At 54.2% G+C, this 15,956-nt stretch carries 15 protein-coding genes; 10 read left to right on the forward strand and 5 right to left on the reverse strand.

From position 1 onward, the window contains the following. Positions 1 to 677: 677 nt before the first annotated feature. On the reverse strand, positions 678 to 1,529 hold the full coding sequence (locus A4E33_RS13565; RefSeq protein ID WP_292348909.1) for a class I SAM-dependent methyltransferase: 852 nt from the start codon (positions 1,527 to 1,529) through the stop codon (positions 678 to 680). Continuing rightward, positions 1,526 to 2,332 (reverse strand): class I SAM-dependent methyltransferase, encoded by an 807-nt coding sequence (locus A4E33_RS13570; RefSeq protein ID WP_292348911.1) that lies wholly within the window; start codon positions 2,330 to 2,332, stop codon positions 1,526 to 1,528. Before A4E33_RS13570 ends, A4E33_RS13565 begins: the two co-directional genes overlap by 4 nt. Positions 2,333 to 2,490: 158 nt before the next feature. Between A4E33_RS13570 and A4E33_RS13575 the strand changes: the two genes are divergently transcribed. From A4E33_RS13575 to A4E33_RS13595, 5 genes are all read left to right on the forward strand, one after another. Then, on the forward strand, positions 2,491 to 3,432 hold the full coding sequence (locus A4E33_RS13575) for an ABC transporter ATP-binding protein (RefSeq protein WP_292348913.1): 942 nt from the start codon (positions 2,491 to 2,493) through the stop codon (positions 3,430 to 3,432). Then, positions 3,425 to 4,333, forward strand: coding sequence for an ABC transporter ATP-binding protein (locus A4E33_RS13580; protein WP_292348914.1), 909 nt, complete (start codon positions 3,425 to 3,427; stop codon positions 4,331 to 4,333). The genes A4E33_RS13575 and A4E33_RS13580 overlap by 8 nt, the downstream gene beginning before the upstream one ends. A 289-nt stretch (positions 4,334 to 4,622) precedes the next feature. Beyond that, positions 4,623 to 6,095: an ABC transporter substrate-binding protein gene (locus A4E33_RS13585; RefSeq protein WP_292348916.1), complete on the forward strand. Its 1,473-nt coding sequence runs from the start codon at positions 4,623 to 4,625 to the stop codon at positions 6,093 to 6,095. A gap of 53 nt (positions 6,096 to 6,148) precedes the next feature. Then, on the forward strand, positions 6,149 to 7,090 hold the full coding sequence (locus tag A4E33_RS13590) for an ABC transporter permease (protein WP_292348918.1): 942 nt from the start codon (positions 6,149 to 6,151) through the stop codon (positions 7,088 to 7,090). Beyond that, complete coding sequence (locus tag A4E33_RS13595; RefSeq protein WP_292348920.1) at positions 7,077 to 7,970, forward strand: ABC transporter permease; 894 nt, start codon at positions 7,077 to 7,079, stop codon at positions 7,968 to 7,970. Before A4E33_RS13590 ends, A4E33_RS13595 begins: the two co-directional genes overlap by 14 nt. A 196-nt stretch (positions 7,971 to 8,166) precedes the next feature. Here A4E33_RS13595 and A4E33_RS13600 read toward each other — a convergent pair whose 3' ends face one another. Genes A4E33_RS13600 through A4E33_RS13610 form a run of 3 tightly spaced genes read right to left on the reverse strand, consistent with a single transcriptional unit; the run spans position 8,167 to position 9,889 of the window. Continuing rightward, entirely contained in the window at positions 8,167 to 8,358 is a 192-nt protein-coding gene (locus A4E33_RS13600; RefSeq protein ID WP_292348921.1) for a CooT family nickel-binding protein, read from the reverse strand. After that, positions 8,358 to 9,176, reverse strand: a complete 819-nt coding sequence (locus A4E33_RS13605; RefSeq protein ID WP_292348923.1) for an AAA family ATPase — start codon at positions 9,174 to 9,176, stop codon at positions 8,358 to 8,360. Before A4E33_RS13605 ends, A4E33_RS13600 begins: the two co-directional genes overlap by 1 nt. 2 nt (positions 9,177 to 9,178) lie before the next feature. Further along, the gene (locus A4E33_RS13610) at positions 9,179 to 9,889 is read right to left on the reverse strand and encodes a DUF4198 domain-containing protein (RefSeq protein ID WP_292348925.1); all 711 of its coding nucleotides are present in this window, start codon (positions 9,887 to 9,889) and stop codon (positions 9,179 to 9,181) included. A 238-nt stretch (positions 9,890 to 10,127) separates the two neighbouring features. Here A4E33_RS13610 and A4E33_RS13615 point away from each other — a divergent pair, with 238 nt between their 5' ends. The 5 genes from A4E33_RS13615 (at position 10,128) to A4E33_RS13635 (ending at position 15,493) form a co-directional block, all read left to right on the forward strand. After that, entirely contained in the window at positions 10,128 to 11,126 is a 999-nt protein-coding gene (locus A4E33_RS13615) for a hypothetical protein (protein WP_292348927.1), read from the forward strand. Positions 11,127 to 11,386: 260 nt separating this feature from the next. After that, complete coding sequence (locus A4E33_RS13620; RefSeq protein ID WP_292348929.1) at positions 11,387 to 12,469, forward strand: iron ABC transporter permease; 1,083 nt, start codon at positions 11,387 to 11,389, stop codon at positions 12,467 to 12,469. 5 nt (positions 12,470 to 12,474) lie between these two features. Further along, positions 12,475 to 13,344, forward strand: coding sequence for an ABC transporter ATP-binding protein (locus A4E33_RS13625; RefSeq protein ID WP_292348931.1), 870 nt, complete (start codon positions 12,475 to 12,477; stop codon positions 13,342 to 13,344). Continuing rightward, positions 13,310 to 14,185, forward strand: a complete 876-nt coding sequence (locus A4E33_RS13630; RefSeq protein ID WP_292348932.1) for a bifunctional 2-polyprenyl-6-hydroxyphenol methylase/3-demethylubiquinol 3-O-methyltransferase UbiG — start codon at positions 13,310 to 13,312, stop codon at positions 14,183 to 14,185. Before A4E33_RS13625 ends, A4E33_RS13630 begins: the two co-directional genes overlap by 35 nt. 69 nt (positions 14,186 to 14,254) lie before the next feature. Next, a complete protein-coding gene (locus tag A4E33_RS13635; RefSeq protein ID WP_292348933.1) occupies positions 14,255 to 15,493 on the forward strand; it encodes an ABC transporter substrate-binding protein in 1,239 nt (412 codons plus the stop codon). The last annotated feature ends 463 nt before the right edge of the window (positions 15,494 to 15,956 follow it).

The following is a 15,956-nucleotide window of genomic DNA, read 5'->3' on the forward strand; positions in this document are numbered from 1 at the left end:
AGTAAGCCTGGTTCATGGCGTGAGTGACGTTAAGTCCCTCTTCACCAATGAAGATAGTGGCACCCTGGTTGATGACGGTCCCGTTTGCAAAGAGGCCTTCAGCCGAAGCTGGCATCACTGCAATAAACAGAAACAGGGTGAATGTTACCAATAGAATCATGAATTGCTTTCTCATGCGGTTTTCTCCTCTGAAATAGTTGGGGTAAAAAATTTTATACCAAAATTTTATCATAAAATGTAATTAATCTATCGGATTTTTCACTAAAATGTAAGAATTTTAGAATAAAAAGTATTACTATATCTGCAAAAATGCTTTCCGCAAAGGAGACAGATTCATATCCGGTTGAGATTTCACCGGCACCCTATAAGAAAACGAGATAGACGTATGAATTCCATTATACAGGAACCATCATTCGTGATCAGGGGGATTTCTCAATCCTCCGACGACCTTCAAGAGAAGGATATCTCAGACAATATGATATTTCCTGTTGCCGGCAGATCTTATATATGTAATATAATACACCCATAAGATTTGATTTAAACATAATTTCGTAACACCAAGTATAAAGAACATCGCGCTCATGCACGAGCTCTCGTCCATCCCTGTCATTGTAATAAACTCGGCGCAGCTAATAGACCTGCGGTGAAAACAAAGGCGGGATGATGAAAGGGTTATCTTAGTCCGCCTCCCACCGGATTTCAGGATCCCACCAGACAACCGCTGAACGGTACGTCCCTTCGTGAATGCCACTGCTGCTGTCAGCAGCAAGTGCGGTACCAATCTTTTCCTCGATTTCCGGCGTCACGTCAGTATACAGCGAGTAGAAGATACGGTACATCTTCGCCAGATTCTCCGTTGTGCGGCGGCTGGTTGCATCCACAATCCGTACCTGCGGGACCCGCCCGTTCTGGTACAGAATATTGTAGATGATAGGATACCCGGGAAAAGGCGGGCACGGGACCTCACCCATGATCGTACGCCAGATCTTCCTGCCCAGATCGTCGGTCCCGTCAATCTCTTCCACTACGCAGCAGTGTCCCGAGGTTGCTTCCTCCATGCGTTCTATCTGCTGCAGGATATCGCGGAACATCCAGATGACTGTCGAGGTGATAACCAGATCGTATTTCCCCCGGATATCGGGGATGTTCACATCCTGCCAGGTCTTCCGGATGATGTCGTAGTTACCGATGCCGGCCTCGGCTGTGTTCTGCCGGATCATCCGGATCATGCCATCGGATGGTTCGACCGCAGTCACGCTCTTCACCCGTTTCGCGAACGGGATCACAAAGGTTCCCGGGCCGGATCCCACTTCGAGAACCCGCGACTGCCTCCCGACGACCCCATGGGAGGCCAGTGCACGGTAAACGCGATCACCGAATTCAAACTGGTTGGTTTTCCGCCGCTCCGAATAATCCCCGGCGCGTTCCGTCCAGTCGTCGATGGAGTAGTCCCGTTGCATCGACCGGAGACGCCCGTCATAGATCTCCTCCCAGTGCCGGACCCAGTCCACAGCTGATGTAGCCGTCATTCCGCCTCCCACCAGAAGACACCCAAACTGCCCGGGATCCGGTAGATGCCGTCAGCAGTATGCCGTGCAATGTATTCGTGAATAATCTCCCTGTCCGTATCCGTCAGTGGACGGTATTTCTCCACGAACCGCTCCTTGGATGCTATCGCTGCCTCGACCGGCCACATCAGGGAATACTCGACGATATTTACATTGGGATAAATCCCTGCATTATTAAGGAAATTGAAGAGCGTGATGAACTGGTCCCGGCCATCCACCGGTACTCCCAGACGCTCCTTCAGTATCCGTTCACTGGTATCGATCCCGTGGGCAAGGCAGCAGTATCCCCTTGACACAGTCTCCATCCGCCGGACCTGATTGAGAAGATCGGGGAACTGCCAGAGCGCATGGCAGCAGGTGACCATGTCGAACCGTTTTTCATAGTCCAGGACTGGAAACTCCTGCCATGTCTTTGGGATGATGGAGATGTTGGACAGCCCGGATTTCCGGGCGTTTTCCATGAGACTGACCGCCATCTGTGCCGCGGGTTCGACTGCGGATACGCTCTTCACACATCCGGCAAAAGGCAGCGTCAGCGCTCCCGGGCCGGATGCAATATCGAGCACGTCCCAGTCACTGCGGACAATTCCAAGGACAAGAAACAGGTCCAGGATCTTCCGGCCGTGATCGAAGTTGCTCGTATTCACCATCCGGGAATAGTCATCCGCGCGCGAGTTCCAGTAGCCGGTTGTACTGACGCGGCCCGTTTCCTCCACGCTCTCCTTCCAGACAATCTCCCAGTCGATTGACACTGTCATATCCATATGTTCACTCCCTTGTGCTCCGCACCGGAGCCAACCGGCCCGGGGGTATATTGTATTTCATCTTTCATACGAAACTGATAAAACTTATTATAATGTATTACAATATTTGTAATTATCATAAAACCGGGCCGTGTCGGTACCGCGACAGGAAAGGAACAATGTCCATAATTATTGAAGTAAACCAGCTGTCAGTGCATTTTCCCCTCTCCACTGCGACCGTCAAAGCGGTAGACGGGGTCGATCTTGCGGTCGAGGAACGCGAGACGCTCGCCATCATCGGAGAGAGCGGGAGCGGGAAATCGGTGCTGGGAACGGCAATCCTCGGATTATTCCCGCCGACATGTACGGTATCTGGGACAATTACGTACGAGGGAAAGGATCTCCTCTGCCTGTCGGAAGAGCAGCTCCGGTCTGTACGGGGACTTCAGATCGCATGGATTCCCCAGAACCCGGCAAGCGCCCTGAATCCGTCGATGCGAACGGGCCTGCAGGTCGGGGAGCCGCTTTCCCGGCAGGCCGGGTGGACACGGGAGCGGATCCATGAACGCGTTCTCGAACTCTTTGCAAAATTCCGGGTATTACCGCCGGAAGAGAGGAGCCAAGCTTATCCAGATTCATACAGCGGGGGAATGCTGCAGCGCTCCCTTGTCGCCATGGGGACCTCCGCCAGCCCGAAGGTCATTATCGCGGATGAGCCGACAAAGGGTGTCGATACCTTGAATAAGGAATCGATCGCGACTGCGTTCAGGGAAGTCCGGAACCAGGGGATAACGCTCGTGGTGATAACGCACGATCTTGATTTTGCGCGGGAACTGGCGGACCGGGTTGTCGTTATGTATAACGGTGCTGTTCTCGAGATCAGCGACAAGGAACGGTTTTTCGAAAGACCCCTTCACCCCTATTCGGCAGGGTTGCTCCGGTCCCTGCCGGAGAACGGTCTGGTCCCGATCCCCGGGAGAGCGACAGCCCGGGACGGGGCTTTCACCAGCGGTTGCAGGTTCCGGTCGAGGTGTCCCGGTGCCGGCGAACGGTGTGCAGAGGAACCCCCGCTGATCCGTGCAAGGCATGACGACGCCGTGAGGTGCTGGAACTATGATTGAAGGAAGGGGACTGACAAAGTATTTCGATGCGGGATTTTTAGGAGACCCGTCAGCAGCTGCCGTCGATAGTGTCGATATCCATATCGGCCCTGGAGAGACACTTGCCCTTGTCGGAGAGAGCGGGTGCGGGAAATCGACGCTGGGGCGGATGCTCCTCTACCTGATCCACCCGACTCGCGGCGACGTCCTCTTCGAAGGAAAAAACCTTGCAAAGATGCGCGGATCAGAACTCCGCGCGCTCCGGTGGAAGTTCCAGATCGTCTCCCAGCATCCAGACAATGCCCTGAACCCGCGATGGACGGTCGCACGCTCGATCCTTGAACCGTTCCGTATCCACAGCAAACGTCTGAATGGGAGAGGTATGAACGGGGAACTGGAGCGGCTGATTGACCTGGTCGGGCTGGAACCTGAACAGGCTGCCCGGTACCCCCACCAGCTCAGCGGAGGTGAGCTCCAGCGGGCAGTCATCGCGCGGGCTATCGCGCTCGATCCCGCATTCATTGTCTGCGACGAGCCGACCTCGATGCTGGACGTATCCATCCAGGCATCCATCATCCGCCTCCTGCAGGAGCGCCAAAAAGCGATCGGGTGCGCCTGTCTCTTCATTACGCACGATATTCAGCTTGCACGGATCCTGGGCGACCGGGTGGCAGTGATGCTGGGCGGTCGTATTGTCGAGGAAGGTGAGAAGATCCTGGACCACCCGCTCCACCCGTTCACCCAAAGAATTGTATCACCTCACGGGATCTCCCAAGGAAATGGACTCCCCGAGGACTGTAAAATTATTCCGGGCGCATGTACGTACCTTCCGTTCTGCCCGAGGGGAACAGGCCGGTGCCATACACTCCCAGAAATACAAGACTATGGTGACAGGAGAGTCAGCTGCCACATGGTGGCGTGAAGAATAACTCTCTGTCATAATCCGGAATATCCTTCCGTCGATCATTCACCTACACGGAAATACCTGTGCATACTTACTTACATTAATGTCCCTCGCGGATATGCCATTATGTTGTCGAGGGAATGCAAATAAAAAGCACTAAATATGAAAAATAACTAAAAAAGTATGATCAAGTAATATGAAACGTTATACATGTATTCTGACACTCTTGCTTATCATTGCAGTACTTGCACTTGGATGTACGGGAACTCAGACCAGTGTGCAATCGGGGGCACCGGCAGGTGCAGCAGTGTCGGCCAAACCGACAACACTTACCATCTCCGCCCAATGGGAACCGAAAACGATCGATCCGCACGAGTACGGGTACCTGTCTCACCGGCTCGGGTACACGGAATCGCTTACCGGTGTCGATGCTGAACTGAAGGTAACGCCCAGCCTTGCAACAAGCTGGACGGTTTCTCCTGACGGGAAGACATGGACATTCACTTTAAGAAAAGGTGTCTTGTTCCATGACGGGACTCCCTTCACGGCTGACGCAATGAAAAAATCCCTTGAACGATCGCTGAAAAAATCCAAGGTGTTCGCCGAGGTACCTTTCGCCGGGATAGAAGCACCAGACTCGCAGACCCTTGTCATCCGGCTGAACAAGTCGTTCATCCCGCTCCCGGCATACCTCTCCAAGGGAGAGGCGGCAGCCCTCAGTTCCTCGTCATGGGATGTCAACGGGACCATCGTGAAGCCTGTAGGGACCGGGCCGTTCGTGTTTGAGTCCTGGAAACCGAAAGAAGAGGTCGTGACGGTGAAAAATGCCAATTACTGGGGCCAGAAGGCTTCTGTCGATAAGGTCGTGTACCGGATTGTTCCTGAAGCACTAACCCGGAGCATGCTGATGAAAAGCGGGGAAATTCAGGTCGCCATGATTATGCCCCCGGAAATCGCTGTCGGGTACATGAACCAGTCCATGTACACTGTCGAGCAGCAGTCGATCCCGCGTGTCCGCATGATCTCTTTCAACAACAAAAAAACGCCTTTCAACGATGCCCGGGTACGCAAGGCCGTCAGTTACGCGATCGACCGCAACGCTATCATCACGAGCGTGCTGGAGGGCATCGGCACGCCGGGAGCGGGAGTGTTCCCGCCGGGTTCCTACTGGGCGAACTCGTCGATACAACCATACCCGTACGACCCGGACACGGCACGCCGGCTTCTCGCAGAAGCGGGGTGGAAAGATACGAACGGCGACGGGATTGTTGAAAAGGACGGAAAACCCTTCAAAGTAAAATTCATCACATATCCCACACGTGCCGAGCTCCCCCCCACGGCCGAAGTTATCCAGCAACAGATGAAAAAAGCAGGCATGGACGCTGAAGTGGTGGTCATGGAGAATTCCGCCTGTGACGAATTGGTTAAGAAAGGCCAGTTTGACATGTATCTCGTGGGAAGAGGCGTGTTGTTCACCCCGGACCCCGATGAGATCATGATGACCGATTATCATTCAAGCGGTACCGCGGTTAATGCATACGGGGCGGTTGCCTGGAACAACAACCGGGTCGATACCCTCATCGGGAATGCCAGGACTATCGACGACCCTGCAGCCCGGAAAGCGATGTACGATGAGGTCCAGTCGATCGTGTATGACGAGTCGCCGGTTCTATACCTGAATTACTATGTGAACCTCGACATCTCGAACGATAAGATCAAAGGCTATGACAGCCATCCCAACGAGTATTCGTACCACCTGGAGAACGTGAGATTTGTATAGTCTGAGTAAAAGATTCCCATTTTTTTCGGGACATCGTGTCCAGTGAACGCATCATGAACGCACTTGTTGTGAACCGGGTTCTCCAAATTATCCCCGTACTGATCGGTATTTCGGTCATTACCTTCATCCTGATAGCGCTGGCACCGGGTGATCCGGCTGAAATCTCGCTACGGGCAATCCTTGATACCGACAATCCTTCCCCGCAAGCAATATCCCTGATGAGAGCCGAGATGGGACTCGACCAGCCATACCATATCAGGTACTTCATCTGGCTTTCCCGCGTTCTGCAGGGTGACCTTGGATACTCATATATCTCACACAAGAGCACAATCCACGAGATCCTCTATGCCCTGCCGACAACCTTTTACCTGGCAACGCTTGCAATGGCAATCTCTATCATTGTCGGCATTCCCCTGGGAATTGCTGCAGCCGTGCGGCAGAACGGGCTCATCGATCATGTCTGCAGGCTTTTCTCTGTCGTCGGGAACGCGACTCCGGAATTTTTTCTGGCGATTCTCCTGCTGCTGTTCTTCTCCATCCAGCTGAAGATTCTACCGGTGGCAGGGAGCGGGGGCATCCAGTACTTCATCCTCCCTTCCCTTGTCCTTGCCGTCGGCCTCATCGCGATAACGTCGCGGCTCATGCGGACGAGCATGCTGGATGTGCTCGAACAGAACTATATCCTGACCGCCCGTTCCAAGGGACTTGACCGGGGAACGATCATTACCAGGCATGCAATCAAAAATGCCCTCCTTCCGGTCCTCACGTATATGGGCACCCAGTTCGGCTGGCTTTTCGGGGGGGCGGTCGTTGTGGAGAGCATCTTTGCCCTGCCAGGAATCGGCCGGCTCACGGTGGATGCTGTCAATACCCGGGATATCATGGTATTGCAGGGATGCATGATCACTTTCGCAATCATATTCGTTGTCGTCAATCTCGCAGTCGACATGTCCTATATCTGGCTCAATCCGGCCATCAGGTATGACGAGGTGTGAAATGGATGCCGGCTGTGTGAACCTGCAGGATCGTTTTCCCACCCTGCGTGGGATCATGGATGTTCTCCGCGGGAATGTGACCCTGACCGCAGGGCTTGTCATTTTTTTTACCTTATTTCTCATCACGATCCTTGCCCCGGTCATCGCCCCGCACGACCCGGCCGAGCAGGATCTTGGGAACCGGTTCGCTTCCCCGACCCCTGAGTACCCGCTGGGAACCGACCAGTTCGGCCGGTGTATCTTCAGCAGGACGGTGTACGGAGGACAGATCTCACTTGCCATCGCGGTAATATCGACCGTGGCATGCGTCCTGATCGGGATCCTCGTCGGTATGTACGCCGGGTATTATCCCCGGCTCGATGCTCCCCTGATGCGGATGACCGATATTTTCCTCGCATTTCCCGCAATCGTCCTCGCGCTCCCCATCATTGCGATCGTGGGACCGACACCTCTGGGGATCATCCTTGCCATACTGCTCCCGGGCTGGGCAAAATTCGCCCGGGTTATCCGCAGCAGCACTCTTTCGGTCAAATCCAGCGGTTTTGTTGAGGCATCGAAAGCAGCCGGAGCAACGGATACCCATATCCTGTTCCGGCATATCCTGCCGAACTGCTACGGGCCGATCATCGAGATTGCGACACTCGGACTTGGCTCCAAGATCATCACGATCACATCGCTCGGGTTTCTCGGCCTTGGCGTCCAGCCGCCCATACCGGAATGGGGAACCATGATCAACCAGGGGCTGACCATGCTGGAAAAAGCACCCATGATCGCCCTCTCGGCCGGCTCAATGATCGTCCTGTTCGTCCTTGCAACGAACCTGATTGGCTCCGAGCTCCGGAAGATCATCGACCCACGATCGGACACTATTGTCATATGAAAGGGAACGTGGCGGGGCTCATGATAAGGACTGCTGTTGCCGCCCAGGAAATTTCGCCGTGCCTGAGAGATTACACACGATTATCAAGGAAAGATCCGGAATGGGGAAAAGGATATTGAACTCCGGCTCGTTGTCGGAATGTTACCGATACGATCTCTCCTTATCCGGACTTTCCCCCGGAAGGATGCTCCATCGGCTAAGATGTCTTCAGGACCAGCTGCTGCATGAGGGTGTCGACAACCTCGATCGTTGCTCTGTCAACCTTTATCCGGGATCCTGATGCATCGACAATGATAACGGTTCCGTCCTTCTGCCGTGCCTTCACAACATTTCCGCAGATCTCTTTCTTTTCGTTGTTCTCTTCAAGGATTACAGTAAATTCGCACATTACCCGGCACCTCCTTCCGGCCTGCAAGATACCTGAATCATATTCATGATTTCTTTGATGTCGCCAACCATCCAGGAATCCGGCGCAGTATCGAGAATCAGCTGACCATTCCTGTCAGCCTCGGCTACCCGTTCGTCATATCGAACCGGATAACAGATTTCTGCGTTCAGGCACAACGATTTTAAGACCAGATCGGTCTCATTGCCATCTTTGACCTTGTTGACAACGACAACCTGTTTTTTGATACGAAGGTCCCCGGCCAGCTTCATGACGTGCCGTGCAACTTCCATGGACTTCGGGAATGCCTCGGTGACAACAAGATTATAATCGTAATCAACCGCAAGGCCCCGCCCCAGGATCTCCGAGCCGGCCTGGGAATCAATGATAATAAAATCATACCTTTCTATCCGGGAAGCTATCTGTTCGATCAGAGTCTTGACCAATGAGATCGAAGAGCAGATACACCCGGCACCCCCATAGGGGATGGTCCCCATCACAAGAACTCTCACGTTATCCTGTGCATACACTTCGTACAATCTTAGAAGCTGGTCGATACTGACTGGATGGTTGTGCTCATGGTTGTGCCCATGACCGTCTTCAGGATCATCCCCGAGCAGCTGTTCGCGTATACCGGTTTTGTCTTCGGCAAGCGTCCTCGTTGTTGTGAAGGGTATTCCAAGGGACATGGCGAGGTTCATGCTCGGGTCGGTATCGATAACAAGAACGCGATACCCCTCCCGGGAGAGGAGGCGGGACATGGTTGCAATCACCGTTGTCTTGCCCGCCCCGCCTTTCCCTGTTGCAATGATCCTGATCATGTTCAGGAGGTCTCCATCACCAGCGTGGAGACGAATACAGTCTCGTCGTATTCATCTGCAACCGCTTTTGATGGATCGTTGTGCCGTGCGATGAACATCCAGGTGCCGTTCTTCGTGACGGGGAATTTTACGATCCCTTTCGCATCGGTGATACCGGCCGCCATCTCTTTGCCCTCTTCTTTGGAGATCGCCTTCACGGTCACGCCCTTGACAGGTTTTCCTTCATAGAGAAGCGTCATACTGATGTTGGTACCTTTGGTAAGCACCGGACGTTCCGGGATCAGATCAAGGATGCCGTGGACATGCCGGGGGGTATATCTGCCCACCTCTCCGACGGGGACAATCTTCTTGGCCATCTGGTGGAATGCACCGGCATAGACGATATCCTTGTACATCTTCCGCGATCCCTGTTTATACTCGTCCTTCTTCGTCTTCGAGATTACAAGCGGCGAGAGATCGACAACGGGAATGTAATAGCCTGCTTTCTCCCCGGTAAATGTCACAAGGTGATGATCGGTATCCGCTTTGATTGCGGGAAGGATCTTCCTCCTGCCGGGACCATATACGACCGATGATATCCGTTTCGCGTCAACGTTCCCATCGGTCTTCATGTTGTGGCCGTACATCAGCCTGATGCCGGTCCCTGTTCCCCTGCCCTTTACATTCTCGAGCCAGATCTCGTGGCCGAAAACCATCAGAACCATCTTGTCCATGTTTTTCACCTGTTTCCGGTTTTGTAACCAATCAAGAGATGTGCACTGCAAGTAATAAAATTTTATTAAATGATAGCAACAATTCAAAAAAGAAGTTATTTATTTACTTAAAAAATGCATATCATAAGGAACTGAAGTAGAACCTGTCCTCTGCCATCGCTCCCTCACAAGAATGGGGGATTTCAGCGTACCTGCCTGAAGGACTGGTTCCGTCACCAGATGGGATGCGGATGCCTTCATGGACCTTGTGAATATCCTCCAGCAGATACTAAACTTCTTCTGGCTCACGCTGCCGTACATTTTCCTCGGATTCTTCATCGCGAACCTGATCAAGGCCTCTCCGTATCTCGACCTGATCGGGCTTCCGATGTCATATATCGCACGGGCCGCCCATCTGCCGAAAACATGTTCTGCAATCTTCTCCTTTTACCTCCTCAACTCTTATTCGGCGCTGGGGATGCTGTCAGAGAATTTCCGGGAAAAGATCATCAGCGAGAGGGAGGTCATTATTACAGTTCTCATCGCATATTTCCCGAAGTCCATCAACAGCGTTACGTTCTACCTTGCTCCCGTTGCCCTGTCGGTCTTTGGTCTCTGGATGGGTGGGAGCATCATCGGGATAGAATTCCTGATCTGTCTTGGTATCACCTTTGTAGGGATTATCGCCGGGAGGGCCCTCTTCGAGGCGAACCCCGGGCATGATCTTCCAGATGCCGGCATCGCGAGTAACCGGACGGTTGCCGATACCCAGGAGAGCGATACGGAAAAAAACCGATATCGTGCAGGGATCCTGAAATTGTGCCTGATTGGGAGCCTGAAGGAGTTTTCAGAGACCGCAATCGTCCTCGTCCCAACCGGGGCAATTATTATTTTTCTCTTCAATATTGGCGTCCAGGACTCCTTCGCCTATTTCCTGCAGCCGCTCCTGACGGCGCTCAACCTGCCGGCCTCGAGCATCATGGTTTTTGTCGCCGCCTTCATGAGCCAGATGGCGGCCATTGCTGCAACAGGAACCGTGGCCACTCAGGAGGGCCTGACGCTCATCCAGTGCCTTCTGATCTACGTCCTGTCGCGGGCGCTCCACCTGGGCATCGGCCAGATCAAATCAGGGTTTCCCCTCAATGTCGCGCTCTTCGGGAAATCTCTGGGATTCAGGGTCTCTGCCATCGATTTCTGCATGTTGCAGGGAGCAACGGCAAGCATGGTCGTGCTTCTGCTCATAGTGGGGGGGATGTGACGGAGATACAATCACTTACAGGATCAACGGGAACCCGAATTCGATGACCGGGTGTAGGCTGATTATCTTTTTAATCTATTGAATTCCGTGGATCGTATCCCATGTAATGTTAAAATTAACATTTAGTAATACATAAATTAAATGATGTAATACATAATGGAAAGGCAGGCAAGAAAACTGTTTAAACCACAAGAAGGCTTGCGGAATGAAAAACAGGCTACCCTCTGGTTTTATGGATTGCTGCCTGCAGGATACACATCATGATGACCGGAACCGAACAGCTGAAACGGCTGCTGGAGACGATGGGATACGAAGATGTCAGCGGGTTTTCTGAGTACCGCAAGATTCTGGTCCTCGCTGCCATCGCTGCGGTCCTTTTTGTGACAGCAGTCGTGGCCGTGGTCATGGGGAAGTACGGGTTCACGGTTATGGATGTGTACAGGACCATCTTCGTGCATCTCACCTTCGGCGACACCTCAGCCATCGACAAACTCAACAACACCATCATCTGGGACATCCGGGTCCCGCGGATCCTGCTTACGATCTTTGTCGGGGGCGCGCTCGCTGTTGCCGGGGCGGTATTCCAGGGCGTTTTCAAGAACCCCCTTGTCGAACCGTACATCCTCGGTGTTTCGTCGGGAGCCGCGTTCGGGGCCGCGCTCGGGATCGTCTACCCGGCGATCTTCATCTCGATCCAGCTCTCCGCGTTCGTCTTTGGTGGCCTCGCTGTAGCCGTTGCCTACCTGCTCGCCCGGGTGCGGGGGGAGACCCCAATCGTCACGCTCATCCTTGCCGGCGTCATCGTCGGCTCGATCTTCGCGGCGCTGGTCTCGCTCCTCAAATACCTCTCTACCGATGCGGCGCTCCGGGAGATTGTGTTCTGGATGATGGGCGGGTTCTATTATGCGACCTGGAAGGATGTGCAGGTCATTGCCCCGGTAGTCACCATTGGCTTTATCATCCTGTGGGCGTTCGGGTGGAAGCTTAACATCCTTTCCATGGGAGACGATGAGGCTCGGACACTGGGCGTGAACCCGGAACGGTACAAGTTCATCGTCATCGGGATTGCCACAGCGGTCACGGCATTTGCTGTCTCTCTCGTGGGCATCGTTGCCTGGGTCGGCCTGATGATGCCCCACGCATCCCGCATCCTCCTCGGGCCGGACAACCGGTACGTGATCCCGGCGTCCTTCATGATGGGCGGCATCTACCTTGTTATCTGCGACACCCTTGCGCGGACCCTGACGAATGCAGAAATCCCCGTCGGCATCATCGCCTCGATCCTCGGGGCCCCATACCTCTGCTACCTGCTAAGGAACAAGGGACGGGTCATCTTTGGGTGAGTAGTATGCTGCAGGTCAGGGACATCCATTACACGTATGCGGGATACCCGGTCCTTTCCGGGGTCTCGTTCTCGGTATACGAGGGGGAACTCTGCGGCCTCTTCGGGCCGAACGGCTGCGGGAAGACCACCCTCTTCAAGTGCTGCCTCCGTTTTCTGACCCCGGACAGGGGCTCGGTGCATATGGGAGGAGACGATGTATCTCAAAAGAAGGTGGAGGAACTGGCCAAGACTGTCTCGTACGTCCCGCAGGAGCACAAGCCGCCGTTCCCGTACCTTGTACGGGAAGTCGTGCTGATGGGACGGACACCGCACCTTGGCGGTTTTTTCGGCGTGAAGCGGAGGGACAAAGAGATGGCGCTCGACGCGCTGGACCGGCTCGGGATCTCCAATATCGCCGACTGGCCCTACAACCAGCTCTCCGGGGGGCAGCGTCAGCTGGTCCTTATTGCCCGTGCCATTGCGCAGGACACCCCCCTGATGTTCCTCGATGAACCGACCTCGACACTCGACTTCCACAACCAGATGAAGATCTGGGAGATCATGCGGGGCATCACGGAGGAGGGCAAGACCATCCTTGCCTGCAGCCACGATCCCAACCACGTGGCCTGGTTCTGTGACAGGGTGATCGTCATCTCGAACGCGGGGATCGTTGCTGACGGGCATCCCCGGGATGTCATCACCGACGAGGTGCTGGACCGGATCTACAAGGATACCTGCTCGGTCCGGTCCGACAACGGGGTGAGAATGGTGATGCCCCGGTGTATCACGGAAAAGACCATAGCGGGCAGGCCATCGCATTGTCGGAGACTGCCGGAGGATTCTATCGGGGAAAAAAGGCATGACCCTGACGGGGACGAACATTATGGAATTTGAGACAATGGACTGGAACGGTATCTGGAAAGATCTCTATAACAGGAACGTTGCATCGCGGGGGAGAGGCGAGTGCGCAACGATCTGGGAATCGCGGAAGAAAGCTGAAGAATTCCTTGCCCGTTCACGGGAGGACCCCGGAAGGATCGAAAACGTCATCGATGCTCTCAGGCCGGCTCCGGAGTCCCGGATCCTTGATATCGGTGCCGGCCCGGGTACGCTTGCCGTTCCCCTTGCACGTTTAACCCGGCAGGTGACCGCGGTCGAACCTGCGGCCGGGATGGCGGACGTGATGGAGGAGTATGCTCTCGGGAACGGAATACAGAACCTGAAGATTGTCCGGAAACGGTGGGAGGATATCGACCCGGCAGCCGATCTCGACGGACCGTACGACATCGTCTTCGCGTCCCACTCGCTCGGGATGCCCGACATCAGGGGCGCCGTCGGGAAGATGGCGGCCGTAGCATCAGGCAGGGTCTTCCTCTTCTGGTTTGGGGGGATCACATCGTGGGAGAAACCGATGGTCGATCTCTGGCCGCAGCTGCATGGCAGGGAATACCAGCCCGGCCCGAAAGTGGATGTCCTCTTCAATGTCCTCTGGTCCATGGGGATCTGTCCGAATGTAGAAGTCGGGCTGCTGGATCATACCCGACTCTATCCGGACATCGATGCTGCTCTTGCCGATCTCCGCGAGCAGTTCGGAATCGCAAACCCGGAACAGGAAGACATACTCCGGAAATATCTTGAAAGTACCCTGGTGCAGAAAAACGGGCAGTTCTTCCTCCCAGGAACTACAACCGGCGCCCGCCTTTGGTGGGACACCTGGCCGAACGGCGGGGGTTGAACCCTGCCGGAGTTTCCGGCAGATAACTGAGTTGAGAGATCAGAATTTTTCAGAACGTGTGGGTGAATCATGAACAAAAACTGGCATGTATTATTAATAATGATCATCATCGGGGCACTCCTCTGTGCGGGATGCACCCAGCAGGCAGCGCAATCAGAAAAAACGGTGGGAAAAACGGCAGATACCGCAACACCGGGATACAAGACCGTGGTCGACAGCCGGGGGGTTGCGGTGAAGATTCCGACCGATATCAAACGGGTCGTCACGATCAGCGACGGGCTTGTCGAAGGTTCCATGATACGCTTTGGCGTGCAGGACACCATCGTCGGGGTCGGCTCCAGCTGTATCCAACGGAACTTCACGTACGATTTCCCCTCGGTCAAAGGCAAGAATGTCACGTACGTGCGGGGGATGAACCCGGTGCTGTATCTCTACCCCAAGCTCGGGAACATCACCCGGATCGGCGAATCGAGCGTTGCCATCAATTACGAGACGCTGGCCGGCCTCAAGCCGGATGTAGTGATCCTCCGGCTCGGGGACTGCACGCTCCGGTATCCCGACGATGAAAATGTGAAAAAGACCATCACGACCATAGAGTCGCTGAACATCCCGCTCGTTGTGACATACGGGCCGAACGCGTACAAGACCGCAAAAGTGTCCGGTATAACTGACGAGATACGCATACTCGGAGAAGTGTTCGGGAAAGAAGCAGAGGCAAAGAAGATGAGCGATTACCTTGAGGGGCAGGTCAACATGATCAAGGAGAGGACCCGCGACATCCCCGATACACAGAAACCCAGCGTCCTCATCCTCGGCCTCTCCCCGACGGCACGGAGCCAGGGCGGGGCAGGGCAGGTCTTCGGGCGGGGCACTATCGAATCGTTCTTCATCGAGGACCTGGTGAATGCGAAGAACTCGTACAGCGAGGAGAGCGCCACGTTCAAGACCCTGAGTGCCGAGCAGATCCTGGCAAATAACCCCGACAAGATTGTGCTTTGCACCGCGAACGGGTACCATCCCCCGATGGAACTCTACGACGCCCCCTACTACCAGAACCTCCAGGGACTTACTGCCGTGAAGAACAAGCAGGTTTCGGCACTCCCGTGGACACCCTGCAACTGCGGCAAGCGGCTTGAGTACCCGATCGATGTGATGGTGATCGCAAAAACAGCGTACCCGGACAAGTTCTCCGATATCGAGCTTTCGGAATGGCTCCTTGAGTTCTACGAGAACCTGTATGGCGTGGACGAAGCCACGGCAAAAGAGCTCCGGTCCGTGCAGTGGATGGACTGGACGGTCAAGTCCTGACAAGACAAGGTTATTGGTTATTCTCTTTTTTTAAACTCCAGAGAAACTTGCGATGATTCTGATAATCGAACAGACTGCCGGATATCTGGATGAAATCGCAACCAGACTTTCCATTGTATGGAAATATAGGGAATTATTGAGAAATCGCTCTGGGGAATCCTTCATCAACTGGTAGGATCACCCCCATTCCGCCAACCCTGCCCCCGTTGGGGACGGGGGCACATGTGATACCCAGATAATACCTGCCTCTAGGATTTTGGTAATATTAAACAATCGCAATTAGGGCGCAATAGCTGCAGGGCAGAGCTCCTGGAGCGTCAAGATACTCTTCACGATCTCTTCAGAGCAGAAATGTTAAAAAGAATTTCGTTCCAGGTTTTTCCTGTGGTATCCCGAAATCATTTGACATCGAATCTAAATATCGATGTGAGTAAATTATCAGATCGAGACATCGCGAGAATAA

The organism is Methanoregula sp. PtaB.Bin085, from assembly GCF_002067035.1.
Lineage (GTDB): Archaea > Halobacteriota > Methanomicrobia > Methanomicrobiales > Methanospirillaceae > Methanoregula.